This is a genomic window from Variovorax gracilis (assembly GCF_030317115.1).
Classification (GTDB): domain Bacteria; phylum Pseudomonadota; class Gammaproteobacteria; order Burkholderiales; family Burkholderiaceae_C; genus Variovorax; species Variovorax gracilis.
On the sequence record NZ_JASZYF010000036.1, the window covers coordinates 1 to 22,704 of the forward strand.

Annotated in this window: 21 protein-coding genes and 1 pseudogene; 10 read left to right on the forward strand and 12 right to left on the reverse strand. The window is 65.6% G+C overall.

The window, feature by feature from the left end; translation table 11 throughout:
* A pseudogene (locus QTH97_RS32310) lies at positions 1 to 236 on the reverse strand (hypothetical protein); the annotation flags it as partial.
* Between the two features lie 166 nt (positions 237 to 402).
* Here QTH97_RS32310 and QTH97_RS32315 point away from each other — a divergent pair.
* Both QTH97_RS32315 and QTH97_RS32320 read left to right on the forward strand, forming a co-directional pair.
* Positions 403 to 1,893, forward strand: a complete 1,491-nt coding sequence (locus tag QTH97_RS32315; protein WP_286572680.1) for a DUF3300 domain-containing protein — start codon at positions 403 to 405, stop codon at positions 1,891 to 1,893.
* 23 nt (positions 1,894 to 1,916) lie between these two features.
* Positions 1,917 to 2,816: a DUF2950 domain-containing protein gene (locus QTH97_RS32320; protein WP_286572681.1), complete on the forward strand. Its 900-nt coding sequence runs from the start codon at positions 1,917 to 1,919 to the stop codon at positions 2,814 to 2,816.
* A gap of 96 nt (positions 2,817 to 2,912) precedes the next feature.
* Here QTH97_RS32320 and QTH97_RS32325 read toward each other — a convergent pair whose 3' ends face one another.
* Positions 2,913 to 3,083: a hypothetical protein gene (locus tag QTH97_RS32325; protein ID WP_286572682.1), complete on the reverse strand. Its 171-nt coding sequence runs from the start codon at positions 3,081 to 3,083 to the stop codon at positions 2,913 to 2,915.
* 582 nt (positions 3,084 to 3,665) lie between these two features.
* Here QTH97_RS32325 and QTH97_RS32330 point away from each other — a divergent pair.
* Entirely contained in the window at positions 3,666 to 4,889 is a 1,224-nt protein-coding gene (locus QTH97_RS32330; RefSeq protein ID WP_286572683.1) for a c-type cytochrome, read from the forward strand.
* 156 nt (positions 4,890 to 5,045) lie between these two features.
* On the opposite strand, the gene QTH97_RS32335 is transcribed toward QTH97_RS32330, so the two are convergent.
* The 4 genes from QTH97_RS32335 to QTH97_RS32350 form a co-directional block, all read right to left on the reverse strand.
* A complete protein-coding gene (locus QTH97_RS32335; RefSeq protein ID WP_286572684.1) occupies positions 5,046 to 5,516 on the reverse strand; it encodes an AAC(3)-I family aminoglycoside N-acetyltransferase in 471 nt (156 codons plus the stop codon).
* 238 nt (positions 5,517 to 5,754) lie between these two features.
* Positions 5,755 to 6,165, reverse strand: coding sequence for a cupin domain-containing protein (locus QTH97_RS32340; RefSeq protein WP_286572685.1), 411 nt, complete (start codon positions 6,163 to 6,165; stop codon positions 5,755 to 5,757).
* Positions 6,166 to 6,291: 126 nt separating this feature from the next.
* Entirely contained in the window at positions 6,292 to 7,698 is a 1,407-nt protein-coding gene (locus QTH97_RS32345) for a patatin-like phospholipase family protein (protein ID WP_286572686.1), read from the reverse strand.
* 308 nt (positions 7,699 to 8,006) lie between these two features.
* Positions 8,007 to 9,206 (reverse strand): FAD-dependent monooxygenase, encoded by a 1,200-nt coding sequence (locus QTH97_RS32350; RefSeq protein WP_286572687.1) that lies wholly within the window; start codon positions 9,204 to 9,206, stop codon positions 8,007 to 8,009.
* 951 nt (positions 9,207 to 10,157) lie between these two features.
* On the opposite strand from QTH97_RS32350, the gene QTH97_RS32355 reads away from it, so the two are divergent.
* Positions 10,158 to 10,520: a hypothetical protein gene (locus QTH97_RS32355; RefSeq protein ID WP_286572688.1), complete on the forward strand. Its 363-nt coding sequence runs from the start codon at positions 10,158 to 10,160 to the stop codon at positions 10,518 to 10,520.
* 128 nt (positions 10,521 to 10,648) lie between these two features.
* Positions 10,649 to 11,239, forward strand: coding sequence for a plasmid pRiA4b ORF-3 family protein (locus QTH97_RS32360; RefSeq protein WP_286572689.1), 591 nt, complete (start codon positions 10,649 to 10,651; stop codon positions 11,237 to 11,239).
* Positions 11,240 to 11,352: 113 nt separating this feature from the next.
* On the opposite strand, the gene QTH97_RS32365 is transcribed toward QTH97_RS32360, so the two are convergent.
* From QTH97_RS32365 to QTH97_RS32375, 3 genes are all read right to left on the reverse strand, one after another.
* Positions 11,353 to 13,491, reverse strand: coding sequence for a hypothetical protein (locus QTH97_RS32365; RefSeq protein ID WP_286572690.1), 2,139 nt, complete (start codon positions 13,489 to 13,491; stop codon positions 11,353 to 11,355).
* A gap of 150 nt (positions 13,492 to 13,641) precedes the next feature.
* Complete coding sequence (locus tag QTH97_RS32370; protein WP_286572691.1) at positions 13,642 to 13,953, reverse strand: hypothetical protein; 312 nt, start codon at positions 13,951 to 13,953, stop codon at positions 13,642 to 13,644.
* A 132-nt stretch (positions 13,954 to 14,085) separates the two neighbouring features.
* Positions 14,086 to 14,274 carry a hypothetical protein gene (locus QTH97_RS32375; protein ID WP_286572692.1) on the reverse strand — a complete coding sequence of 63 codons (189 nt, stop codon included), beginning with the start codon at positions 14,272 to 14,274 and terminating at the stop codon, positions 14,086 to 14,088.
* Between the two features lie 24 nt (positions 14,275 to 14,298).
* Between QTH97_RS32375 and QTH97_RS32380 the strand changes: the two genes are divergently transcribed.
* The 4 genes from QTH97_RS32380 to QTH97_RS32395 are packed head-to-tail and all read left to right on the forward strand — an operon-like array spanning position 14,299 to position 18,989.
* Positions 14,299 to 16,425: a gluzincin family metallopeptidase gene (locus tag QTH97_RS32380; RefSeq protein ID WP_286572693.1), complete on the forward strand. Its 2,127-nt coding sequence runs from the start codon at positions 14,299 to 14,301 to the stop codon at positions 16,423 to 16,425.
* A gap of 26 nt (positions 16,426 to 16,451) precedes the next feature.
* Positions 16,452 to 18,083, forward strand: a complete 1,632-nt coding sequence (locus QTH97_RS32385) for an alpha/beta hydrolase family protein (RefSeq protein WP_286572694.1) — start codon at positions 16,452 to 16,454, stop codon at positions 18,081 to 18,083.
* Between the two features lie 31 nt (positions 18,084 to 18,114).
* Positions 18,115 to 18,534 (forward strand): hypothetical protein, encoded by a 420-nt coding sequence (locus QTH97_RS32390; RefSeq protein ID WP_286572695.1) that lies wholly within the window; start codon positions 18,115 to 18,117, stop codon positions 18,532 to 18,534.
* A gap of 56 nt (positions 18,535 to 18,590) precedes the next feature.
* A complete protein-coding gene (locus QTH97_RS32395; RefSeq protein WP_286572696.1) occupies positions 18,591 to 18,989 on the forward strand; it encodes a hypothetical protein in 399 nt (132 codons plus the stop codon).
* A 28-nt stretch (positions 18,990 to 19,017) separates the two neighbouring features.
* Here the strand turns inward: QTH97_RS32395 and QTH97_RS32400 are convergent, their stop codons facing one another.
* Positions 19,018 to 20,208 carry a M20 aminoacylase family protein gene (locus tag QTH97_RS32400; protein WP_286572697.1) on the reverse strand — a complete coding sequence of 397 codons (1,191 nt, stop codon included), beginning with the start codon at positions 20,206 to 20,208 and terminating at the stop codon, positions 19,018 to 19,020.
* Positions 20,205 to 21,188: a tripartite tricarboxylate transporter substrate binding protein gene (locus QTH97_RS32405; protein WP_286572698.1), complete on the reverse strand. Its 984-nt coding sequence runs from the start codon at positions 21,186 to 21,188 to the stop codon at positions 20,205 to 20,207. The genes QTH97_RS32400 and QTH97_RS32405 overlap by 4 nt, the downstream gene beginning before the upstream one ends.
* 13 nt (positions 21,189 to 21,201) lie before the next feature.
* On the opposite strand from QTH97_RS32405, the gene QTH97_RS32410 reads away from it, so the two are divergent.
* Positions 21,202 to 22,380, forward strand: coding sequence for a GlxA family transcriptional regulator (locus QTH97_RS32410; RefSeq protein ID WP_286572699.1), 1,179 nt, complete (start codon positions 21,202 to 21,204; stop codon positions 22,378 to 22,380).
* A 120-nt stretch (positions 22,381 to 22,500) separates the two neighbouring features.
* On the opposite strand, the gene QTH97_RS32415 is transcribed toward QTH97_RS32410, so the two are convergent.
* A complete protein-coding gene (locus QTH97_RS32415; protein ID WP_286572700.1) occupies positions 22,501 to 22,698 on the reverse strand; it encodes a type II toxin-antitoxin system antitoxin in 198 nt (65 codons plus the stop codon).
* Positions 22,699 to 22,704: the final 6 nt, after the last annotated feature.

The following is a 22,704-nucleotide window of genomic DNA, read 5'->3' on the forward strand; positions in this document are numbered from 1 at the left end:
GTCACGACGATCGGGATCGGCAGGAAACCCCGGGGGTTCTCGAGGAAGCTGCTCAAGTCGAGCTGTCCATCCTGGGGATCGAAGAACCGGTCGCGCAGTCGCGGCGCGGGCTCCTTCATTGCCTCACGAGGGATCCCCTCCTCGGTCCTCCGCGGTTCGGGCGAGGGCTGGGCGCCGACGCCCGCCGATGCGCCCATGGCAAGCACATGAAGCAGGGCGGGCGGCAACCAGCGCATCGTTGAATGTTCAGATGAGGGCGGGGACGCCTCTGCGATGAATCGCCCGATTGGCACCGAGTGTCCCCATGCAGTCGAGTTGCCAAGCCTCGACGAACGGGAGATCCGAGGGTACAACGCGGCACTTGCCCCCAAGGTGCCCATCCAACCATGAGGAGATTCGGACATGAAGATTGGACTGCCCGGCCCCCCCGAGCTTCCTGTCACCCTGGCGCCCCCTGTGGGAGCCGCGCGCACGAGGATGCGCCGGTTCCCTGCGCACGTGCCAGCGTCCGCGATCGCGCTCGCCGTGGTGCTTGGGGGATGCGCCTATCCCGTGCCGGTGGCGGTGCAGCAACCGGCGCGCGTCACGACCACCACCACGACCACCACCACACCGATGCCGGCCGGTCCCGCTGCCACGGTGCCTACGGCGCCTGCGGCGGACGGCACTTTCAACCAGGCCCAGATCGACCAGATGATGGCGCCCATCGCCCTGTATCCGGACTCGCTGCTGTCGCAGGTGCTGATGGCGTCGACCTACCCGGCCGACGTGGCCGACGCCGCGAGGTGGTCGAAGGCGAATCCCCAGCAGTCCGGCGACGCCGCTGTGCGCGCGGTCGAGAACCAGCCATGGGATCCGAGCGTGAAGTCGCTGGTGGCCTTTCCGCAGGTGCTGCAGACCATGGGCGAAAAGCCCGACTGGGTGCAGAACCTGGGCGACGCGTTCCTCGCGTCGTCGAAGGACGTGCTTGACTCCGCGCAACGGCTGCGTGCGCGGGCGCGCGACAGCGGCAACCTGAAGACGACCGAGCAGCAGACCGTGACCGTCCAGCAAGAGGCGATCACCATCGAGCCGGCCAACCCGCAGACGGTCTACGTGCCCCTCTACAACCCGACGGTGGTGTATGGCACCTGGCCCTATCCGGCCTACCCGCCGTACTACTGGTACCCGCCGGCGATGTACTACCCGGGCTACTACCCCGGCGCGGCGCTGGCCACGGGCATCGCCTTCGGGGTCGGGGTGGCGGCCGTCGGTGCGCTTTGGGGCAATTGCAATTGGGGCGGTGGCGACATCAATATCAACACGAACCGCTACAACAGCATCAACACCAACCGGCAAATCAACGCCAATCAGAACCGCTTCCAGCATAACGCGCAGAACCGGCGTGGTGTGCCCTACCGCGACAGCCGCAGTCAGCAGCAGTTTGGCAAGAACGTGCCGGGCGGAGAGAACCGCGGCGACTTTCGTGGTCGCGACGCCCAACGCCAGCAGGCACAGTCGTCCCTGCAGCAGCGCGGCATGGACCCGGGCGCCGGACGTGAGCAGTTGCGCAACGATCCGGCCACTCGCCAGCGCGCCGACGCAGCTGCACGAGGGCAAGGAGGGTTCGGCGGCAACGACGGGTTGTCACGCGTCGGCGCGCAAGGCGGCGCACGCGGTGACAACGCCTTCAGCGGCGCTGGCAATGCCGGGCAGGCGCGCCAGCAGATGGACCGCGGCAATGCCAGCCGGCAGATGTCACAGCAGCACACCGGCGGCCGTGGCGGCTATGGGGGCGGCGGCTACAGCGGCGGCGGGGGGCGCGGTGGCTACAGCGGCGGCTATGGCGGTGGTGGGGGCCGTGCCGGCGGCGGAGGGCGCGGCGGCGGTCGCGGAGGTGGTGGCCGCCGCTAGACGAAGAAGTACAGGAGCACACCATGCACTTGCCCACCTGCCGAGCCACTGCCCGGCTTGCCGCCACCGCGATGATGGCCCTCGTGACCCTGCTTGTCCCCGGCCTTGCAGGGGCGCAACAGCCCTATCCCAGCGCCGAGGCAGCTGCCCAGGCCTTCCACGACGCCGTATCCGGCAACGACGCCGCCGCGCTGCGCAGGGTCCTTGGCGCCGATTGGAAGCGTTTCCTGCCTGCCGACGACATCGGCCGCGCCGACCTGCAGGCTTTTCTGGCCGCCTGGGACAGGGCGCACAAGGTCGTGACGACCGGCCAGGACAAGGCCGTGCTGGCCGTCGGCGACAGTGGCTGGACATTGCCCATTCCGCTGGTCACGAAGGGCGGTGTCTGGCGCTTCGACCCGCGAGCGGGCGCCGACGAGATGCGCACCCGGCGTATCGGCCGCAACGAACTCACCACCATGCAGGCCGTGCTGGCCTACTTCGACGCACAGAAGGAATATGCGCAGCGTGACCGCGATGGCGATGGTGTGCTCTCGTACGCACGCAAGTTCGCGAGCACACCGGGCCAGCGTGACGGACTGTACTGGCCCGACGACGCCCAGGGTGAGAGTCCATTGGGACCGCGCTTCGGCGGCGTGAGACCGGGCGAGGGCTACCACGGCTACCACTACAAGATCCTGACGGCACAGGGCAAGGATGCACCGGGCGGGGCCTACGACTACATCATCGGCAATCGCATGCGCGCCGGCTTCGCCGTGGTCGCTTGGCCGATCCAGTACGGGGACACCGGCGTGACCAGCTTCATGATCAGTCATGAGGGGGTGCTCTATCAGAAGGACCTGGGACCGAAGGGCGCCACGATCGCACGGGAAATGAAGACCTTCAACCCGGATTCGACCTGGAGCAAGGTGAACACGCCCTGACGCAAGAGTCGTTGGGGCGAGACGGCCAACGCCAATCACCTCAAGTCCTCCCGGCGCACGGCCAGGGCCACCGCCTTGGCGATGAGTCCGATCGGTTCAGCGGCGGCGGGGTTTGGGCTGCATGCGCAGCTTCGGCCCGGTCGCCGCCAGGACCCCGTCGAGCGGCGGCTTGAGGACGAGCCACCTATCGCAAAGAGGTTCCCCCGCCGACCGCGCATGACCCTCAATGGCGGCAATCAGCAGTCCCATGCCCAACTCGGTGGTCATGCGCGAGCTTTACCAGCCCAGGCGTCCCGCGATGCTCGGCCCTCTTCGGTGGAAGGTGCGCGAGTCTGCGACGGCAGAAGCGGAGTTCGAGTGCGCGCCTGGGCGTACCAAGCCAGTTCAACCGACGCGCCCCTGATGTCGGCCGCTCTCACCTTCGCAGAAGCCGAACGGCGCGATTGACGGCAAGCGGATCGAAGCGACTCGCTCGTCGGCCAGGCCTGCGCATCCAAATGCCACGACATCTCGGAGATCGCTGAGATCGCTGAGATCGTTGAGATCGCTGCAGGGTCGTACGCGCAGGCAGGGCTCACGTCTTCGGCCACGGCTTCCGGCCTGTGGACGAGGAGGGGCTCGGACGTCACTTGGCCGCGCCCTGATTGCGGCCCCGGTATCCCCCGCCGCGTGCAGGCACTCACCGGGCGTACGAATTCTGGAAACAGGACGATCCCCTGCTCCATCTAATGGCTGAGTTCGCGGCTGATTTGGCGGCTGATTGGCAGTGCGTCGCCAGCGCCATGCAGCCGCTGCGAAAGGAGCCCGCAGATGATCGCCGGACGTCGGGAACGGATGGAAGCTAGCGGAGTGGCAAGCAAGTTCGATGCACGGACCGTGCGCATCGCAACCGCCACTGCAGTCGCTGCCGCACTCGCAGTGGCGTGCGGGGGCGGCGACAATGGAGGCGGCGGCTTCGCGATCGAACAAGCCGCTCTCATGGCACAGGGCAAGCAGATTTTCCGTTTCGATACTTTCGGCGACGAAGCCCATTGGACCGGCACGCTGCGGATGCATGAAGTCATCGGTACCGCAGTCAGCCCCGCGACCGCATTGGAGGTCGGGCTGAAGGTCGACGCCGAGGCGCTGCCGCCGGATGTGATCAGGGGCATCCAGGATGGAAGCATCGATCTCAAGAGTCCCGCCACGACCATCGCGTTGCTGAAGCTGGACGCCGTCGTCGGCCTCAAGGGCACCGTGGAAACCGTCGGCGGCAAGGATGCGCTGACCCGCGTCGGCGTCACCTGCGCGCTCTGTCACTCGAGCGTCGACAACTCTTTCGCACCGGGCATCGGCAAGCGGCTCGATGGCTGGGCCAACCGGGACCTGAATCCCGGCGCCATCATCGCGCTCTCGCCTGCGTTGGACGCCGCCCGCAAGGCGGTCTACCTGTCGTGGGGCAAGGGCAAGTACGACCCGCGCTTCAATATCGACGGGCTCAACAAGCCAGTGGTCATCCCGCCGGCCTATGGGCTGGCAGGCCTTCACAGCGTGACCTTCACGGGCGACGGCGCCGAGATCGCCTATTGGAACCGGTACGTCGCCGTGACCCAGATGGGCGGCCAGGGCAACTTCTCCGAGCCGCGTCTGAACCTGAACATCACCAACGGCACGACCGACCTGGTGACGGGCAAGTTGCCAGCGTTGCAGGCTTACCAGTTGTCACTCCTGCCCCCCGCTGCGCCCGCGGGCAGTTTCGACGCCGCTGCGGCCGCTCGGGGAAAAGTGGTCTTCGACGGCGCAGGAAAGTGCGCGACGTGCCACAGCGGCACTCTTTTCACCGATGCGAACTCCACGCTGCATCCGCCGAGCGACTCGATGGCGGAGCCGGAAACGCCCAGCTACGCTTCCCGCTCGGCTACGAGGCTGTATCGCACCTCGCCTCTGCGAGGCGTCTGGCAGCACGCGCCTTACTTTCATGACGGGTCAGCAGCCACGCTTGAGGAGGTCGCGGCCACCTACAACGCCAGTCGGGCTCTGGGCCTCACCCCTCAGGAGATTTCTGATCTCGCCCAGTACCTGAAGTCGCAGTGAGGCCGCGGCAGGGCCGCTCGCGCGGCCCGAGCCTGCGGGCGCGCCGGCCTGTCGGTTGCGGCCCCCTCCGCGAGTCTCCCTTCGGCCGGATCTCCGCGCCCGCCGAATGCCGATGGCGCCCGGATCCGTAGCCCAAAGCGCGATCGCGTTTGACCGCTACGAAGACCGCACGGGGATGTCGAAGTGCAGCACGTCTTCCCGCACTCCGAGTTTCGAATACAGGGCGATCGCGGCTTCGTCGGGGGCATCTGCTTGCACGAAGATGACGTAGGCCCCGCGTTGCCGGCCGATGCGCTGAAGCTCGCGGATCAACGCCGTTGCGATGCCTCTGCGCCTGTGTGCCGCGGCAACGGCAAGGTCGTAGATGTAGACCTCGCTGCGCTGCTGCTCGAACTTGATGAGTTCGTAGGCCGCGAGGCCTCCGATCACATGCGATCCCTCGCTGGCAACCAGCGCGATGAAGTAGTCGCTGGCGAGCAGGTGCTGAAGGTAGGCCGCCTGAGGGCGAGCGGAACTGTAGGAGTCCACGTCGTCGAAGGCGACTCCGAACACGGTGAGAAGCGCCTCCATCTGCAGCCCGTCGTCGGCCGAGAGCTGCCGAATGGTGATGCCGGCCGTCATGGACATGCCGGCATTTTCGCTGAAGTCGTGTGATCGTCGATGCAGTGCGTTCCGCGACTTTGGAGCTTGCGCAACTCTGTGCCGCCTGAGGCAGGGTGTCTGGGGACCAAGATGCAAGGGTCGAGCATTGGCTCTCCGAGCGCGTTCCGACGCTCGCTCAACTGCCTCGCGGGTGCGATCGAGGTCAAGGATTCGATCTCGTGCTCACGCTCACGTGGGCCGCCCTCCGTCACCCTTCGCGTGGCTATCTCGTATTGCCGGCTTCGTCGACCATCTTGGTGCTGCTGGGTCCGACGCCGGAAATCTGGACGATGACTTCCTCGTCCTTGGCACCGTCGTAGTGGACCTTTCCCGGGTGATGGACCGCGAAGCTTCCGGCAGGCAACGGCACGGTCGCCGCCCGGTTCCACCTTGGGCCAGACCCAACCCACCAGGTCCCCTTCAGCACAACGATTTGCCGCTCCTCGGGGTGGATGTGCGGCGGCGACATGACACCCGGCGCAAAGCGCACACGAATGACGTAAGGGCCAGGCGCAGCGGGGTTCCCATACAGCACCGCTCTCTCCAGGCCTGGCGCGTTTGGAACCTGGGTCCAGGCGAGATCCGCATCGCGCTTGACCGCCATCACAGATGCATCGGGTTCGGCAGCCTGCACCGACGCAGCCGCCGCGAGTGCCATTAAAAGAGACGGCGCATGGCTGCTCCTCGAAAGAGCCAAAAACGGAGATTACCTGACCGCTGTCGAGGCCTGCAAGCGTTCGTTGCCCGGCATCCGACCCGGTTAGCGTCGGCTCAGAAACTCGACCATGCCGGCCTGGTGCTCCGCGACCAGTTTCTGCGCCGCCGCAGCCAGCAGCTCGCGGTCGCAGGCCGACGGGACGCGCAGAAGCGTGGGAATTTCCGCGATGCGTTCGCGCACCGCCTCGGTGTTCGCCAACTGGGCTCTTTCGCCCTCGCATGCATTGGGCAGATCGCTCAGATCCTCGTTCCACTTGGCGTCGGTATGCCGCAAGAGGACCACCATGACCGTCTCTGGGCCAGGGAACACGCCTTCGAGCTGGAGGCTCTGGAAGAACAGCTGCTGGTAGGCTGAAGCGCGTTCCTCCATGATGCTGGGGACGCGGGAGAAGTCGAAGGTCAGCAGGGTGAAGGGCAGCGAGCGACGCGAGAGCTGGCGTTCGCCGACCGAAAAGGGGTAGGAGCTATCGAAGGCGATGATCAAGGACTTGCGCGCCGCCTTGTCCCGCAGCTGCTTGAGGTGAAGGAAGAGCAGCGTCTCGAGCCCCGAGTTCTCGTACAGGCCACCGTCGCCCACGTGCCAGAAGACCTCCTCGTCACTCACGCGCATCGTGATTGGGCCGACCAACGGTGGAAAGGAGGCCGAAGCGGCGGCGGCGCCGACCAGGGCGATCGGGCAGGGATCCATGCGAATGTCGGGCGGCGTCAGCGGCTTCAGCGTTTGCCACCGGCGGGCGATGGTGTCGGCGTTGCGCATGGGTCGCCCGCTGCTGATGACGGAGCGCTCCAGGTCGGCGACGAAGTTGTAGTTGAACGCATCTTGCGGGAGCGTGCTCATCACGAGCCGGCGGCCGTTGTTGTACAGCGTGGTGTTGACGATCAGGCCCGGCGCGTCGGCCGCCCGCTCCCGCGCCCCCGCTTCCTGGAAAGTGGCGGTGCCTAGCAGGTCGTCCTTCAGGATCTCGCTCAGGGTCCTGGCGGCGAGCGCCGAGTTCACCCACCGCAGCGACATAAGCTGACGCGTGACCAGCGAGCTCTGGAAATCCTGGCTCAGCTTGCCGCGATACTGTTCAAAAAAGGTTCTGTACTCCGGAGTCAAGGTTCCCTGTGCATCGAGCATGGGCACGCTGGCTGGCGGCTTGGACAAGACGTAGGAAGTGGCCGCGAGGCTGCCGCCGGACACGCTCGACACGTGCCCGACATGCTCGAGCAGCGACTTGCCCTGCGACGTCTTCACCCCCGCCAGTGCCTCGAGACCGGACGCTCCGAACAACGCCGCGCGGCTGCCGCCGCCCGACAGCGCGACACCGACGAGAACATCACGCTTGGGCACCTCATTCGTGCACGCGACCGTCTCCTGAAGCTTGGCGACGGGGATCACGTGGGACGATGCGCAGCCCTGTAACAGAGCGATGCAGCCCATCAAGATCAGCAGTGCGAGCTTGGTCATCGGGAATCCTCGGTGTCGTCGGTGGTTGCAACCTGCGTGCGGATGGGGACAGGTCGCGCAGGGAATTCGTGGTGCTCACACTCTATGTGACATTCGTATTGTTGACAAGAAGATTATGCTCAATAGACGATGGGCGGCACGCAAGGGACGCCAGGAATCGACGCTGCAGAGCGACTTCGCGAGAACGTCGAACGGAGGGTTCGAGCCCTCCGTCGCCCAGGCCGGGGTTCGACGCGGCCCCGAACCGTTCCGCGTCCCCTCCCCTGGCCGGGTCGGGGCTGCCGCAGCGGACAGCGCCAGACACCAGGTCAGCCCACGGCGGAAGTGGACCACGCGTCGTGCCCGTACAGCCAGGCGACCGCATCGAGAGACCAATCCGTATTTCCGAGCGCCATCTGCGCATCACGCGCTTCCTGTGAAGGCCCGTCAACGAGGTGAAAACGCGACTTGTTCGCTGCCGACAGTGCTTGCAGGCGCGAGGCCCTAGGAAGGCGAAGCGTCTCGTACTGCGCGAGGGCATCCGTCACTTCGTTGTGCGTGCGGCTGGCCAGGCACGCCGTCAGCGTTGCGGCATCCTCGATCGCCTGCGCCGCGCCCTGCGCCATGAACGGCAGCATCGCATGACATGCGTCGCCCAACAGCGTCACCCTGCCCATTGACCAGCGCTCCATCGGCGGTCGATCGAAGAGTGCCCATTTGAAAGTTTCGTCCACGGCTCCGATGATGGTCTGCACCTGAGGGTGCCAGCCAGCGAAGGAAGACCGCGCCTCGTCCACATCGCCTCGGTCGATCCAGGATTCGGCCGTCCAGCAATCCTGCTCGATCACCGCTACGAAGTTCACGAGTTCTTGATTGCGAACGAAATAATGCACGAAATGCTTGTCGGGACCCATCCATACTTGTGAAGTCAGTTCCAGTCCGAGGCCGGACAGGCGATCGGCGGGCGCCAGCCCGCGATAGGCGACGCAACCGGTGAAACGCGCGTCGTCGCTGCCGTGGAGGGCACGGCGGACCGAGGAATGAATCCCGTCGGCGCCCACCAGCACGTCCACCTCGATCCGACGACCGCTCTCAAAGCTGACCTCGACATGGTCCCCGTGATCGACGAATGCGGCAAACCGTTCGCCCGCATGCAGTCGTTCTTGCGGAAAGGCGTCCACCAATGCATTCAGCACGTCCGCCCGATGCATCTGGTAGTGCGGGAATCCAAAAGCGGCCTCCATGGAATGGGCTAGCGGAGTGCGAAGAAGGGTTCGACCGTTGTCCCAGCGACGTTGGTGCCACGCAAGCGGCTTCACGCCCGTGCGTGCAAGCGCATCCGCCAGTCCCAGACGGTGCAGCACGCGCGAGGCATTGGGGCTGATCTGTACGCCCGCGCCGATTTCGCGTAGCGACGTCGCCTGCTCGTAGACCTGGACGTCGATGCCGACCTGAAGTGCGGCCAACCCGGCCGTGAGTCCGCCCATGCCACCTCCAATGATGGCCATCGAAAGATCCTTGCGCGTCATGCCTGAATCGCGGCTCCGTCGTTTGGGTAGAGACTTCGTCCGCCGAGGATGTCGCCCGCTCTCGCCTTCCAGAGCGCGCTGCCTGTCACGAGTCGAGTTCCAGGACTTCGGCGTGCGGCGTCATTTTCGGCTGGTTGGGGGCCTTGGGACATGCGGCCTCGGAGCGATCTCGGGGTTGGCCGTGATCAGCGGCATTCCCAGCCTTCATGGTCCTTTCGCGTGGAGGGCGGCGCCGCCCCATCTCGTTTGCGAAGAAGGTGAGGCATCCGTTTTGCCCTGCGGAGCCCCGTCCTCGGACGCGGGCAGAGGATGGGGTGGATGGACCCCGCGCAGACGAAGGCCGCCTGATCTGGCATACCGGCAACGCTTGGTGGCGGCATTGGGCTCTCACTGCCCACTCTTTGTCTGGGACTCGATATCTTCGTCCTTCCGGATTGCCAAAACTTGCCATTTTCCCTGCGCCGCGAGGACATAAGCGCTGTCCCACCTCCCCGTCCGCCCCTCTTCCGCACGGCACTACGCGTCACCGGCTGGTCCAAAGTGCGCCCCTGCAATCGTTTTCAGGGGCCAGGCAGACATGCCGAGATGGCGGCCCCTGAGGTCGTCTGTGACCCGCTCCTCACTCAAGACGACGCGAAGCGAGTTGCGAGCGATCAAGGTGCTGGGAGGCGCCACTCACCATCCGAAGCCTTCCGGTCGTGATGTCGCACGAGGGAGGATTCCATGTCTCGGTTCAGCACCACACGGGCTGTCTGGGCCCTCGGGCGATCTCTGACGAGAGCGATAGGGTCGATCCTATGGGTCGCGGCCTATGCTCAATGCGCCTGGGCGCAGGGGGCCACGGTCGATTCGCGAGTCGCACGGCAGGGCCCGGTTGGCAACCCTCATCTGAGTGATGATGCGCGACCGCCTGAGGCTCAAATTGGCACGCATTCACAAGCGGGAGCCATCATGAATCTTCGGTCATCAATCGTTGTTGCCGGACTCTCCATCGCCGCTGGCCAAGCCTGGTGCCAGGATTTGCCGCTGACGGAGGAGGACATCCTGAACCAGATCGTTGGCAAGACCATACAGTGGAAAATGTTCGACGGAAAGATTGTTGATGTGGAGCTCACGAAGGCCGGAAAGGCCACCGCTTCAGGGGCGTACAACGACGTGGGCAAATGGCGCATGGATGCGCCGGGCGGCTACTGCATCACCTGGAACAAGGCCCCGATGAACGAGTCCTGCGTCAAGCTGATCCGGCGCGATGGGGTGCTTTCGTCGGTGAGAGCGGATGGCGCGGTTCGGGCGACGGTGGTGAGTGTGCAATGACGGCAGCCCGCCGGGAGCCGTGGGGCTGGCTCGAAGGACGTCGCGAATCGCCTGCCGACGGAGCCTGAAAGCCGCATCGTTGGCCCCCGTACGTTGAGGGCTGGTCTTCCCGCTGATAGCCTTCAGCAATGGCCGCCTCCAAGAAGACATCCAGTCGCGTAGCACCCCGGAAGATCTACCAACTCCTCGTCGCGCTGGACGACATACAGCCGTCGATCTGGCGTCGGATCTGGGTGGCCGACACGCTGACGCTTGCCAAGCTCGACCGCGTCATCCAGGCGGCCATGGGTTGGACCAACAGCCATCTGCACGAGTTCGAGATCGACGGGCAGCGCTATGGCATTCCGGACGACGAGTGGCCCGATGACAACCCCCCACTTGATGAAACCCGCGCGCGCGTGGGCAGGGTGCTGGGCGACGACGTGAATGAATTCACCTACCTCTATGACTTCGGTGACCACTGGCACCACAGCGTGAAGGTGGAGATGCGCATGCTTCCGAACGAAATCAACCTGTGGCCGATGTGCCTGGCCGGCAAGAATGCATGCCCGCCGGAGGACGTTGGAGGAACGGGTGGCTACATGGAGTTCCTGGAAGCGATCAGCGACCCAACGCACAAGGAACACGTCGCGATGTGGCGATGGGCGGGCGGCCCGTTCGATCCGCAAGGCTTCGACATCAACGCCACCAACCTCGCACTCCGCAGCCTGGAGACCTGAGGCCGCCAATGTGGCGCGACCAGCGGCTTACGCTGCGAAGACTTGCATGCGCTTTGCGTTCGATGGAGCGCCGCTCGCAGAACGTTCAAGTCATCCCTCGAACCCGGGGCGCGTCAGCGAGGCTTTTTCTTCCCCGCGCGACGTGCCCTACCACCGCCATCCGCCGCGTCACCGCCACCTCCGCCGAGTGCCGGGTAGAGTTTGACAGCACGAGCTCGGTTCGGCATCAAGTCCGCAAAGCTCTGCACCACACGCGCAGGACCGGCATCGCCGGCGGCCGCACCGTGGTCCTCGAGCGCGAGCAGGCGGCGGCAAGCCTCGTCGAGGTGGTAGGCGCCGCCGCCGAGAGCGACCCACTTTCCCACTTCGGGATGCAGGACGAGTCCGGCCGCCCGGTTGTCGGCGTCGCTGATCGGGTAATCGACAAAGACGTCGACGCCGCCCGACACCCCCACCGGGATGCCCTGCGCGGACCACGCAAGCACGACCTGGACGTGATACCGCCCGGGCCGCTCGAACGCGAATCCGGCCGAGGCCCAGAACAGTGTCGTAGTGGCAGTCACGCTCTCGCCGGGATCGAGTGGGGTCAACTTGGCGTGGTCGCAACGAACGACGAACGTGCGCATCGGACGCTCGCGCCCTTCCGCATCCGTCACGGTCACCGTGGCAAACAGCGCTTCCACCGAAACGTCGTTCGGCGCCAGGAGCGGGACGCTGCTTTCATTCTTGAGCGTCCAGGACACGTCCACCGGCTGCCCCAAAGCCAGGTGGTCAGTCGTGCACGTCACATCGAGCGAAAGCTCCGTCGAGTCGAACTGGTGCAGGTCGGCCGCTTGCGGCGACCCCGTCGGGAACCAACTCGAGAACGGCCAACCTCCCGGGCGGATGACTGGATCCGGCATGTGGTTCAGGTGATTGCGCACCGTGGCGTTGTGCACGAGATTGATTTGGTCGGGAAACACGCCGGGCGCCCCGGTGGTGGAACTACCGAGCACGTCGGCGACGCTGGGCGTGGTGGTCATGATCGAGTTGTCGGCGTTCGTCTCGATCTCCTGGTGAATCTGGTTGAAGGTATGCGTGATCTCGTGCGTTGCGCTGCGCAGGAACGCGCGCGCGATGTCGCGTTGCTTCTGGTTCGCCGCGACGCCAAAGTTGGACGAGTCCGAAACCGGATAGCCGTCGTCCGAGAAACTGGCGCAGCCCTGGCGCGGCGTGCCGATCACGTCGAACATCACGCCGCGTCCGCAGCCGAGCTTGCTGGGCACGACGGACAGGTGGATCCGCCACTCATTGTCGATATTCGTCGCCTGCTGTACGGTGCTCATCAGGTTGTGCAGATCGGCCGAACTCCAGCAGTTGGTGGGAGTGACACCGGCCGGTACCGGAACGTTGATCTGGTCCTGAATCACGCGCAACTGCCAGCCGGTGCGCGCGAAGATGGTGTCGAAGTATTCGTTGCCGCCCGAGCCATCAGGCACCGGTGTCGGCGCGATCGCGCCCGCGAGCACATCGATTTCGACAGAGGCCCGGCGGAAGAACTTCGACACCCATGCGATCGTGACGCTTCCCTTGTCCACCCCACCCACGAGCAGCCGTCCCTTGAAGTACGGCCCGCCGGTCAGCGAGAACGGTATCGGGGCCGTCGACGGACTCAGCTTCATCGTGACGGTGCGACTTGGCGCGGTCGGGAACGAACCCTTGAACTGCCCTGCCGGCGGCTGGGTGTAGTCATACTGCTCGGCCATGAGGGTGACCTGGCAAGGCGAGCCAAGCGTGCCCACCCTCGGGATGGTGATGCCTGTGACTCTCAGGTAGGAATGGTACTTTGAGCGGGCGAAAACCGGGATCACCGGCTTGCGGGTGAGTATTCCCGGAAGCACGGTACTGACCGTGCTCGCCGCGCCGGCGAGCGACTGCTCGGACGCCGCGCCCGACGTTACCAGAGGCCCCACCAGGCGCGATTGCCGGTACAGGTCACCACTCACGATGATGTTGTCAGGTCCCGAGTCGGGCGCCTTGCGATCCACACGCAGGGTGCCGACGAAGCTGACCACCGAGCGGTTCGGCCGGTACTCGATCTGGTAGCAGCCGTCGCGCAGATCGAGCTTGCACGGCTTGCCAAAGGCCAGCGTTCCGGGCTGCCCAGGGGGTTGCGCATCTTCGTCGCGGTCGGGCGAAGCGGATTCATCGGTCTCGCTGCCCGTCGTGTTGACGCTGATGGACCGGGACAGCGGAACGCCGGGTGGCACCACGGAGGCGGTCACAGTGGTGGGAACGCCGGGACCACCGCTGCCAGGGTCGGCCGGCGATTGATTCTCGTGACAATTGCACATGGTCTCGTCCTCCGAAGTGGAGCTCACAAGCAGGGGCAGCGACCCCCACCCTCCTCTCGCTCGCAGCGCCTACGGAACGACACGCCGGTACTCGAATCGGCACCCGTCCGGATCGGTCGCCTCGAACCAGTCCGATCGATAGTCCAGCCGGTACGTCACCAGTTCATCGGTGGCGACCGACAAAAGAAGCGTCTGCGGGCCTTCGACGCGATAGATGCCCGCATCCCACCACACCATTCCTTGCCCCGGTCCCCGCGTGCCCCGATAGGTGCCCGTTGAGAAAGTGATCCCTTGCGGGTATTTCTCGGCGCAGGCGTGCGTCGTCACCTTTTCCCACCGACCGACCAGAGGTCCTTGCTGTTCCTGTCCGGTATCGCTCATGTCCGTCTCCGCTTGCCACGACCGACCATTTCAATTCCGGATGAGAGGTGCGTCAATGCTCGACGACATCATCGATTTCCGGAGACAGAGTGGCATCCTCCGTTTGAAGGATGATCGCCAAGGGGCGAAGCGTCAGACTGCATCGCGGTCCTTGATCGGGACCAGGGAGCCGGCATGACGACAAACCTCGCATTCGCACCACCGGCGAAGACGGTCGACGGTTTGAACGCCGTGCCGATCGACATCGACACCATCGTCGCGCGCCTTGCGTTCGACGGCACGACGCAATCGGGCGTCGGTGACGCGACGCTCGAATTCCACTGCGGCTTGGCCAACGGCTGCCCGGTGTTCGACCTGCGGCAGGTCATCACAGGCGCGTGGCTTGACAGCCAGCCTGTCCCGCTTTCTCAAGTGAGGCGACACGACTTCGGCGGCGGACCCGACGCCGGCATGATGGTGCTTGCCGTCTCGCTGCCCGCGGGAACGCGCCACACGCTTCGTGTGACCTATACGCTCGCGACCCCGCAGGCGTCCACAGCGGGCTCGTATCAACCTCGCATGCTATGGACCACCGGGCCCCGTCTTGCATTCAACTTCGGCTTCACCGATCTCGGTGCCGGCCGTTATCTCGAGGCCTGGGTACCCGCCAACCTCATCTACGACCAGTTCGAGCTGCATCTGTCGTTGCACCTGGTCAACACGGCGCTCGCGCATCAGGTGATCTCCAATGGCATGGTGACGTCCACAGGTCCGAATCAATGGGAGGTGCACTTCCCGCAGCGATTCACAGCGTTGTCTCCCCTGCTCGAACTGCGCGCGGCGGACACGGTCACGAGCATGACCGGCAATGTGAGCCTCCCGGTGTCAGGCGCGACGGTGGTGATCGAGGCGTGGAAGCTTGTGTCGGGGACGGCTGATCTGCCGACGCAGATCGCCAACCTCCGCACTTGGCTCGCCGACAACGAGAGCCGCATCGGCCCGTACGTGCACGGCAACCGTTTCGTGGTCTTCCTCAACGTCGGGGGCATGGAATACGAGGGTGGGACGACCAGCTCTCCCGGCGCGCTGCGACACGAAGCTTTCCACAGCTGGTGGGCGCGAGGCGTGAAGCCGGCAAGCCAGGCGGACGCCTGGTGGGACGAGGCGTGGACAACGTTCAACATTGACACGCCGCCGGTGGCCGCGCCGTTCGACTTCGCGGCGCCGCCGGTCGAACTATGTCCGCACAACCCATGGATCCGCACCACTGCATCGGCCTCGTATACCTCCGGCGATCGACTCTTCGAAGGCCTCGCAGCATTGGTGGGGGTATCAGCCCTCGAAGCTCACATGCGGGAGCTGTATGCACGGTATCGGGGCGCCCTCCTGACGACCGCGATGATGGAAGAGTTCCTCTTGTGCCGTACCGGTGAGCCGCTCCTGGTCGATGCGTTCCATCGGTTCGTCTATGGCATGCCGGATGCAGTGCGCAAGCCGGACCTGTGGCTCCGCGACGCGGCCTCGGACACCGGTGGCAACGGTTCGGCGAGGTTCTGGGACTCGCCTGACCTCTGGATCCGCCATCGCGACGACGGCGGGACCACCCACCAGTCTCCGGAATTCGGACAGGACAACTGGTTCTACGCAAGAGTGCGCAACCGCGGACGCGGCGTCGCGCGGCACTTCGTCGTGACGTTCAACGTCAAGCACTTCGCCGGCACCCAGTTCGCCTACCCTGACGACTTCCTTCCCTGCGTCGCCGCTATCACGGGATTCGACCTTGGTCCGGGACAGAGCACGGTGGTGAAAGCACGCTGGCCGCGGGAACAGGTGCCGCCGCCCGGAGCGCATGCGTGCTGGCTCGCCGCCGTGATCGCCCGTGGCGATCATCCGCTCGTCGGTAGGCATGTCAACGAGCACAACAATCTCGCGCAGAAGAACCTCACGATCGTCGATCTGAGGCGGGACGAATGGATTCTCGTGCCGTTCGTCGCGCGCAATGTGCATTCGAGCGCTACGCGCCGCTACGTGATCGAGGTGCGGCGCTCTGCCGGTGCCGAAGGGGTTGAGGCGGTGCTCGTCCATCAGAACGGCCGCCCCTTCGATGGCGCATCGGCGCGCGCCGCTGCCACGCGGTCGCGCGAGCCCGCGGATCTGCGTGCCGAGTCACCTGCGCGCGGCGATTGCGGCGCCGAGTACCTGCCCGATGAGGAAGTGTCGGCGTCCGGTGCAGCAGACATCCTGACCTCGCGAACGTCGGCGCATCCTCGGCTGACCAGGATCGCCCAAGGAATCGAGCTGCCCTTTGACGATGGCGCGGCGGCAGGCATCCCCGTCGTGCTGCGCGCCCGCGAGCAGATCGTGCCGGCGCTGCGCGTGCGTGTACCGCGCTCGGCAACGCCTGGCCGGAAACTCCAGCTCGATCTCGTGCAACGCGACGCGCGCACCCGGAAGGTGATGGGTGGCTTGGCCATCGAGCTGCATGTGAAGTGATGCGCGACACAAGACGGGAGGAATCAATGACGACATTGAACAACCCCAGCCTCGCGGGGCCGACGCCTTTCCAGACCCTGATCTATGCGTCTCCGGGCAGCAACTACGGCGGCGTGCCATCGCTTGTCCAATACACGATCTACGACACGCCCGATCCAGCCTGGCTCACGCAGCGCATCGACATTTCGCCGTTCGCCAGCCTCGGAGCGTCCGTGCCCTGGCCCTTTCCCAACACGAGCGTGCCGCTCAACGGTCACGTCTGCGTCCCACGTGGGCGTGGGCCGTTCCCGCTGGCCTTGTTCGCACACGGCAATCACAATCCGTTCGAGAACTCGACACCCGGCTATCTCTACCTGTGCGCGCTGCTCGCCTCGCACGGCATCATCGCCGCGACGATCGATGCCAACTTCCTCAATGGATTCAACTTTGGTGAGAACGATGCCCGCGCGATCGTCCATCTTGAGCACGTCAAGCAGTTCCGCACTTGGAACGCAACCGCCACACATCCGCTGCACGGCAAGGTGGATCTGAACCGCATCATGTTGTGCGGCCACTCGCGCGGCGGCGAAGCCGTCGGCCATGCCTCGTTCTTCAATCGGCTTGCCTCCGTCAAGCCGGACCTCTTCACCCCTGTCGTTCCCCTCGACGGCTCGGGAGGCCTGGGCCCCTACCGCTTTGCACTCACCGTGGTGGCCGCCATTGCACCCACCGACCGGCAATACCAGCCAGTCAGCGGCCCCACCGTCGTACCGGACAACTACTTCCTGATCCACGGCAGCCGCGACGGCGACGTCTCCACCTTTGCGGGGTACAACACCTACAACCGGGCGCGCGCCGTCGATCAGCCCAATGCGACCGTATCAGGAGGCAAGCTGCAATGCCTGCTGTGGGTCTACGGTGCGAATCACAACCAGTTCAACTCGGCATGGGCGTCGGAGACGGCGCCGGCCACGACGATGTCGCGCGCCGATCAGGAGCAGGTGGCAGAAGTGCACCTTGGGGCGCTGGCGCAGGCGTTGCTGCTCGACCGGACGGAATACCGGGAGGTACTGCGCGACCACACGGTCGCGGAGATGTGGGAGCCGGATGGCGTTCGCCTGGTGTCGCAATACCAGGACTCCGAGCGCATCTACTTGCAGCATCAGCAGGAAGGCTTGGCCGCGCCTCAGATCTCGCTGCCCGTGCAGGGCTCCGTGCAGACCGACGCCGTGCTTGCGACGCGGCAACTGACAGACCTCGTCAACGCGGGCGCCCCGCAAACCACGATCACCCTGCGGCTCGAATGGAGTGCCTTCGGGGCACACGTGCAATTGAATGTCGTGCCGGAAACCCTGCCTGCCGCGCGCTATGGCGTGCTGTCCTTGCGGGTCGGACAGTCCACCGAAGCGAAGAACGCCGCCGGTCGAGACCAGGACTTCACGATCGAGGTCACCAGCGGCTGCCGGACCGCAGCCATCGCTGCCAGCTCAGTCCATCGCCTGCTTTATCCCGACGTGGTCTCCGGGGCCGGCAAGATCGTGATGCAGACCTTGCGAGTGCCGTTGGGAAGACTGCAAGAACTGGGCATCGAGCCCGGCGACATCCGCAGCGTCGCCCTGGTTTTTGACAAGCGCGCCTCGGGCACGCTGTACTTGGGCGACCTGCAGATCTCGAATTGACACATGCTGACCACCCAGAGAGGATCGCCCCATGGCAACGCTCATCCCACCCGAAGCCGTCGCCGTCGAAGTGGTTGCCACCCAGCCCACGGACGCCGACAACCGGTTCATCGCGCAACTCGATCGCGAGGAAGGGTCATCCCGGCCGCCGGTGGCCTACATCGTCAAGGTGGCGCTGAAATCGGTACCTGAAGCCACCGCAGCGGGCTGGGCGCTGTACGTGGGCGATCTGCGGATACCGAAGTACTGGGCTTACGTCAAGGGAATCTACTTCAAGGTCTTCGATGCCGGCTTCTTCGCGCAGCACAACGGCGAAAAGCTGCGGTTTTCTGCCGACGGTACCGAGTTCCTCGATACCGGGCTGAAGCTCGTGGCGCCTCGCGGCAGTGCGCGACAGGACAGCTTGCACGACACGACATCCCTGCCGCGACAAAGCGAAGTGCTCAGGTAGGAAAGTCGCATCGGACTCCTCTCAATCCTTATCGACGGTCCGGGCGCAGAAACCTCGTGACGCCGATCGCGCACCGAGCCTGTGACGCAGCGCTTTTCGCGGGCGCGCGGCCAGGGGCCGATCGCGGAGCGCACCGGCGAAGAATCTCGACGGTTCGGCTTTTGAAGCCGGAGGCGCAGTACCATGCCCAGATGAGTGCAACCGAGACCATTCCCTTCGTCTACGCACCTGAGGATTTCGAAGTCAACGACGCGCGAATCCTACGTGCGGTGCGCACACCGGGCGTCGAGGGGACGGCGGTGTTCGGGCGGACGACCGACGGATGGACTCGGGTCGTGGTCACCATCTCCGGCGAACCTGAGCCGATGCGCATCGCGCGCGCCGGCCTCCCGATGGAAGCCCAGGACACGGGCGGCGAACGCCCCCGGAAAATGGTGCCGCGTTCGAAGAAGTGACCTCCGCTTCGCCGAGCAGGCAAGCCCACTAGGTGGCCAGATAGTGCGCCACCAGGCTGGCCCAGTACGCCGCGCCCACGGGCAGGAGCGTGTCGTTGAAGTCGTAGTGCGGGTTATGCACGCTGCAGCCCCCTTCCATGATGTGCGTGCCGTTGCCGATGAAGAGATAGCACCCCGGTACCTTCTCGAGCATGAAGGCGAAGTCTTCGCTCGCCATCACCGGCGGGCCCATCTCCACCATGCCTTGTGGCCCGACCACCGCGCGTGCCACCGAGCGCGCGAATGCCGTCTCCGCTGAGGTGTTGACCAGCACGGGGTATCCGCGCCGATAGTCCACCTCGGCCGCGACGCCGAAGCTCTGCGCCTGGGCGTTTACGAGTTCGTGAATGCGGCGTTCGGCCAGCTCGCGCGCGCCGCGGTCGAGCGCGCGCACGGTGAGTTGCAGCTCGGCGCTGTCGGGAATCACATTGCTGGCCGTTCCGGCGTGGAGGACGCCGACCGTCACCACAACCGAATGCAGCGGGTCGGTGTTGCGTGACACCACCGTCTGCAGGCCCAGAGCGATGCTGGCCGCCGCCATGACCGGATCGGTCGCGAGATGCGGCATGGCGCCGTGCCCGCCGCGTCCGGTGAGCTTGATGACGACCGTGTCGCCCGATGCCATCTGCGGCCCGTCGCGAAAGACGAACTGGCCCGCCGGAAGGCCAGGCATGTTGTGCATGGCGAACACCGCATCGCACGGATAGCGATCGAACAGGCCCTCTTTCATCATCCGCGATGCGCCGTTGAGCCCTTCCTCGGCAGGCTGGAAGATCAGGTTCAGCGTGCCGTCGAAGCGGCAGTGCGACGCGATGTATTCGGCCGCGAACAGCAGCATGGTGGTGTGGCCGTCATGGCCGCAGGCATGCATCACGCCGGGCCGTCGGCTCACGTGGGGGCGCTGCGCGAGTTCGGTGAGCGGCAGCGCATCCATCTCCGCGCGGATGCCGAGCCTGCGCGTTCCCGTGCCGCGCCGCAACTGGGCAACCAGCCCGGTGCCGCCGATGCCCCGTTCGACTTCGTAGCCCCAGGCCTGGAGGCGTTCGGCCACGAGGTCGCTCGTCTTGTATTCCTCGAAGCCGAGCTCCGGGTGGCTGTGGATCTCCCGACGGATCGCGGTGTAGTGGGCGGCTCGACCTTGCGCCCAGTCGAGCACCGGCAGCGTTGGGGTGGTGCTCATTGCGGTTGCAGGTGGATGGTCTTGGCCAATGCCTGGAAGCGCGCTGCCTCGGCGACGAGCCGTCGCGCCGATTCGTCCAGCGACTGCGGTGCAGCGGGGCGCGACCCGGTGTTGAGGATCGCCTGCTTGATCTCGGGTTGCGTCAGCACGTTCGACAGCGCCTGGTGAAGGCAGGCCAGCGTCGCGGGCGGCGTCTCCTTGCGGACCATCACGCCGGCCCAGGTCGAATACTCGAAGTCCTTCAACAGCGTGCCTTCGCCGAAGGCGGGCACGTCGGGCGCCAGCTCGTCGCGGCGGGGGCCGACCCACCCCGCGATGCGCAGCCGCCCATCCTGCGCCAGTCCACGGTACATGGTGGCCCAGGGCATCATCGTGAAATCCACTTGGCCGGAGCCCATGTCCTGCAGCAACGGCGCGCCGCCCTTGTAGGGCACATGCAGCATCTGCACGCCGACGCGGGCCGAGAGTTCCTCGCCCGCGAAGTGATAGAGCGAGCCATAGCCCACGCTGCCATAGCTCAACGGCTTGTTCGCGGGATTGCGCGCGTAGGTGACGAGTTCATCGACGGAACGCACCGGCAGGTCCTTGCGCACCAACAGCACCAGCGGATTGACGGTGACTGGCCCGACGAGCGTGAACTGGTCATGGCGCAGCTTCACGGCTGCGTTCGCAAGCGGCGTCAGGATCACCTCGTTGGGCGAGCCCAGGAACAGCATGTGCCCGTCCGCCGGCGCCGACAGCGCTTTCTGCGCGGCAATCGAGCCACCCGCGCCGCCCAGGTTTTCGACCAGCACCGGCTGGCCGAGCTGCTGCGACAGCGGGACATTCAGCGTGCGTGCGATCACGTCCGACAAGCCGCCGGCGGGATAGGGCACCAGCAGCGTCACCGGCCTATACACACAGGCGGCGGCCGCTGGGCCGACCAACGCCACGCCACAGCACAGCGCGACAAAGGACCTCTTGAGGCGGGACGGGATCACGGCGAAGCACTCCTTGGGCTTGAACAGTGCGGCGAATCGCAGGCGTGCGCCGTCGCTGCCACAATGTTCGAACCAGCCATTTTCTGTGCTGTTCCGGACAGGCATTTCCGTGATCCATTTCGAGTTGATGCTTCCTGAAGGTGGTGCGCCGGGCGCACTGTGGTCGGCCGTCGACGTGCTGCGCGAGCTCAACGCGCTCGCCCGCACCCGCAATCCCCGCATGGGCACGCCCGTGCTGGCATGGCGCCTCGTGGATGCGGATGGCCGCGCACACCGGTGGCATGCGCAGTCGTGCGTGAACGATGAAGAGCGTCTCCACGCGCGCAAGCCTTTGCCGGGGCCGCGGATCCTGCTTCTGCCGCCGCTCGAAATGCGCTCGATCCCCGCGCTGCGCCGCCTGGTGTCGCGCAACGCGAAGGTGGTCGAGGCGATTCGCGAGCGATTCGATGCAGGCCATCTGATCGGCGCCTGCGGCACCAGCGTGTGGCTGCTCGCGCAGTCCGGACGGCTCGAACTCGCGCCGGTCCCGTGGCTCTATCAATCGGGTTTCGCGGACCAGTTTCCCGACGTCAGGATCGAGGCGCGCGAGCCGATCGTCGCCCAGCACGGCAGCGTCTGCGCGGCGGCGCCTCCCTTGCTGCAGGCATTGGTCCTGCATCTGGCTGCGTACGCTGGCCTGGCCGATCTCGCGCATGCGGGCGCGGAGAAACTGCTGCTCAATGCCGAGCGCCAGGCCTTGTCGGCCACCATGACGAGCAAGGAAGTCATGGGCCAGTCGCGCGACACCCCGCTCTATCGCGCGCAGGCCTGGATTCAGGCGAACGCCGGCCGTCCGTTGAAGCTGGAACGCGCGGCGGCGGCCGCGTCGATCAGCGAGCGAACCCTGTCGCGGCTGTTCCGCCAGCACCTGAACAAGACGCCGCTCGAATACCTTCAGGAGCTGCGCCTCCAGCGTGCGCAGATGTGGCTCGAAGGCACCTTTCGATCGGTCGAGGAGATCGCGCACGACTGCGGCTACACGGACACCAGCGCGTTCTGCCGCATGTTCGCGCGCGCGACCGGCACGAGCCCCCGCGGCCATCGCGAGCGCTACACCTTTCGCGGCCCCCGCGCGCACTGGAAGCTCGATGAAACGCGAGATTCCGAGAGCGAAGTCAGGGAAGCAGTTCGAAAGTTAACTCCGAAAGCGTGACCTTTTGTCGTCGGGATCGGTTTTGCGGAAAGCGCTGACCGCTCTCCTCGCGCGGCAGCTCTGGCGCACCCCCATGCGTTCCTCATGATTGTGAGCGTCAGCAAGTGGGCTGCTTGCGCTTTATCGACTCTCCTTTTTCGGACTGGTGGCAGTGGCGCCGCGCGCCAGCAGCCGCCCTCTTTTCTCAAGGCCCTCGCGCAGCATGAATTCGACCTGCGCGTTCGCGCTGCGAAGCTCCTGCGCAGCAAGTCGTTCGATCTCGGCCCACAGCACCGGATCGATGCGCAGCGGAAAGGATTTCTTGCCCGGGCTGGCCATTGACAG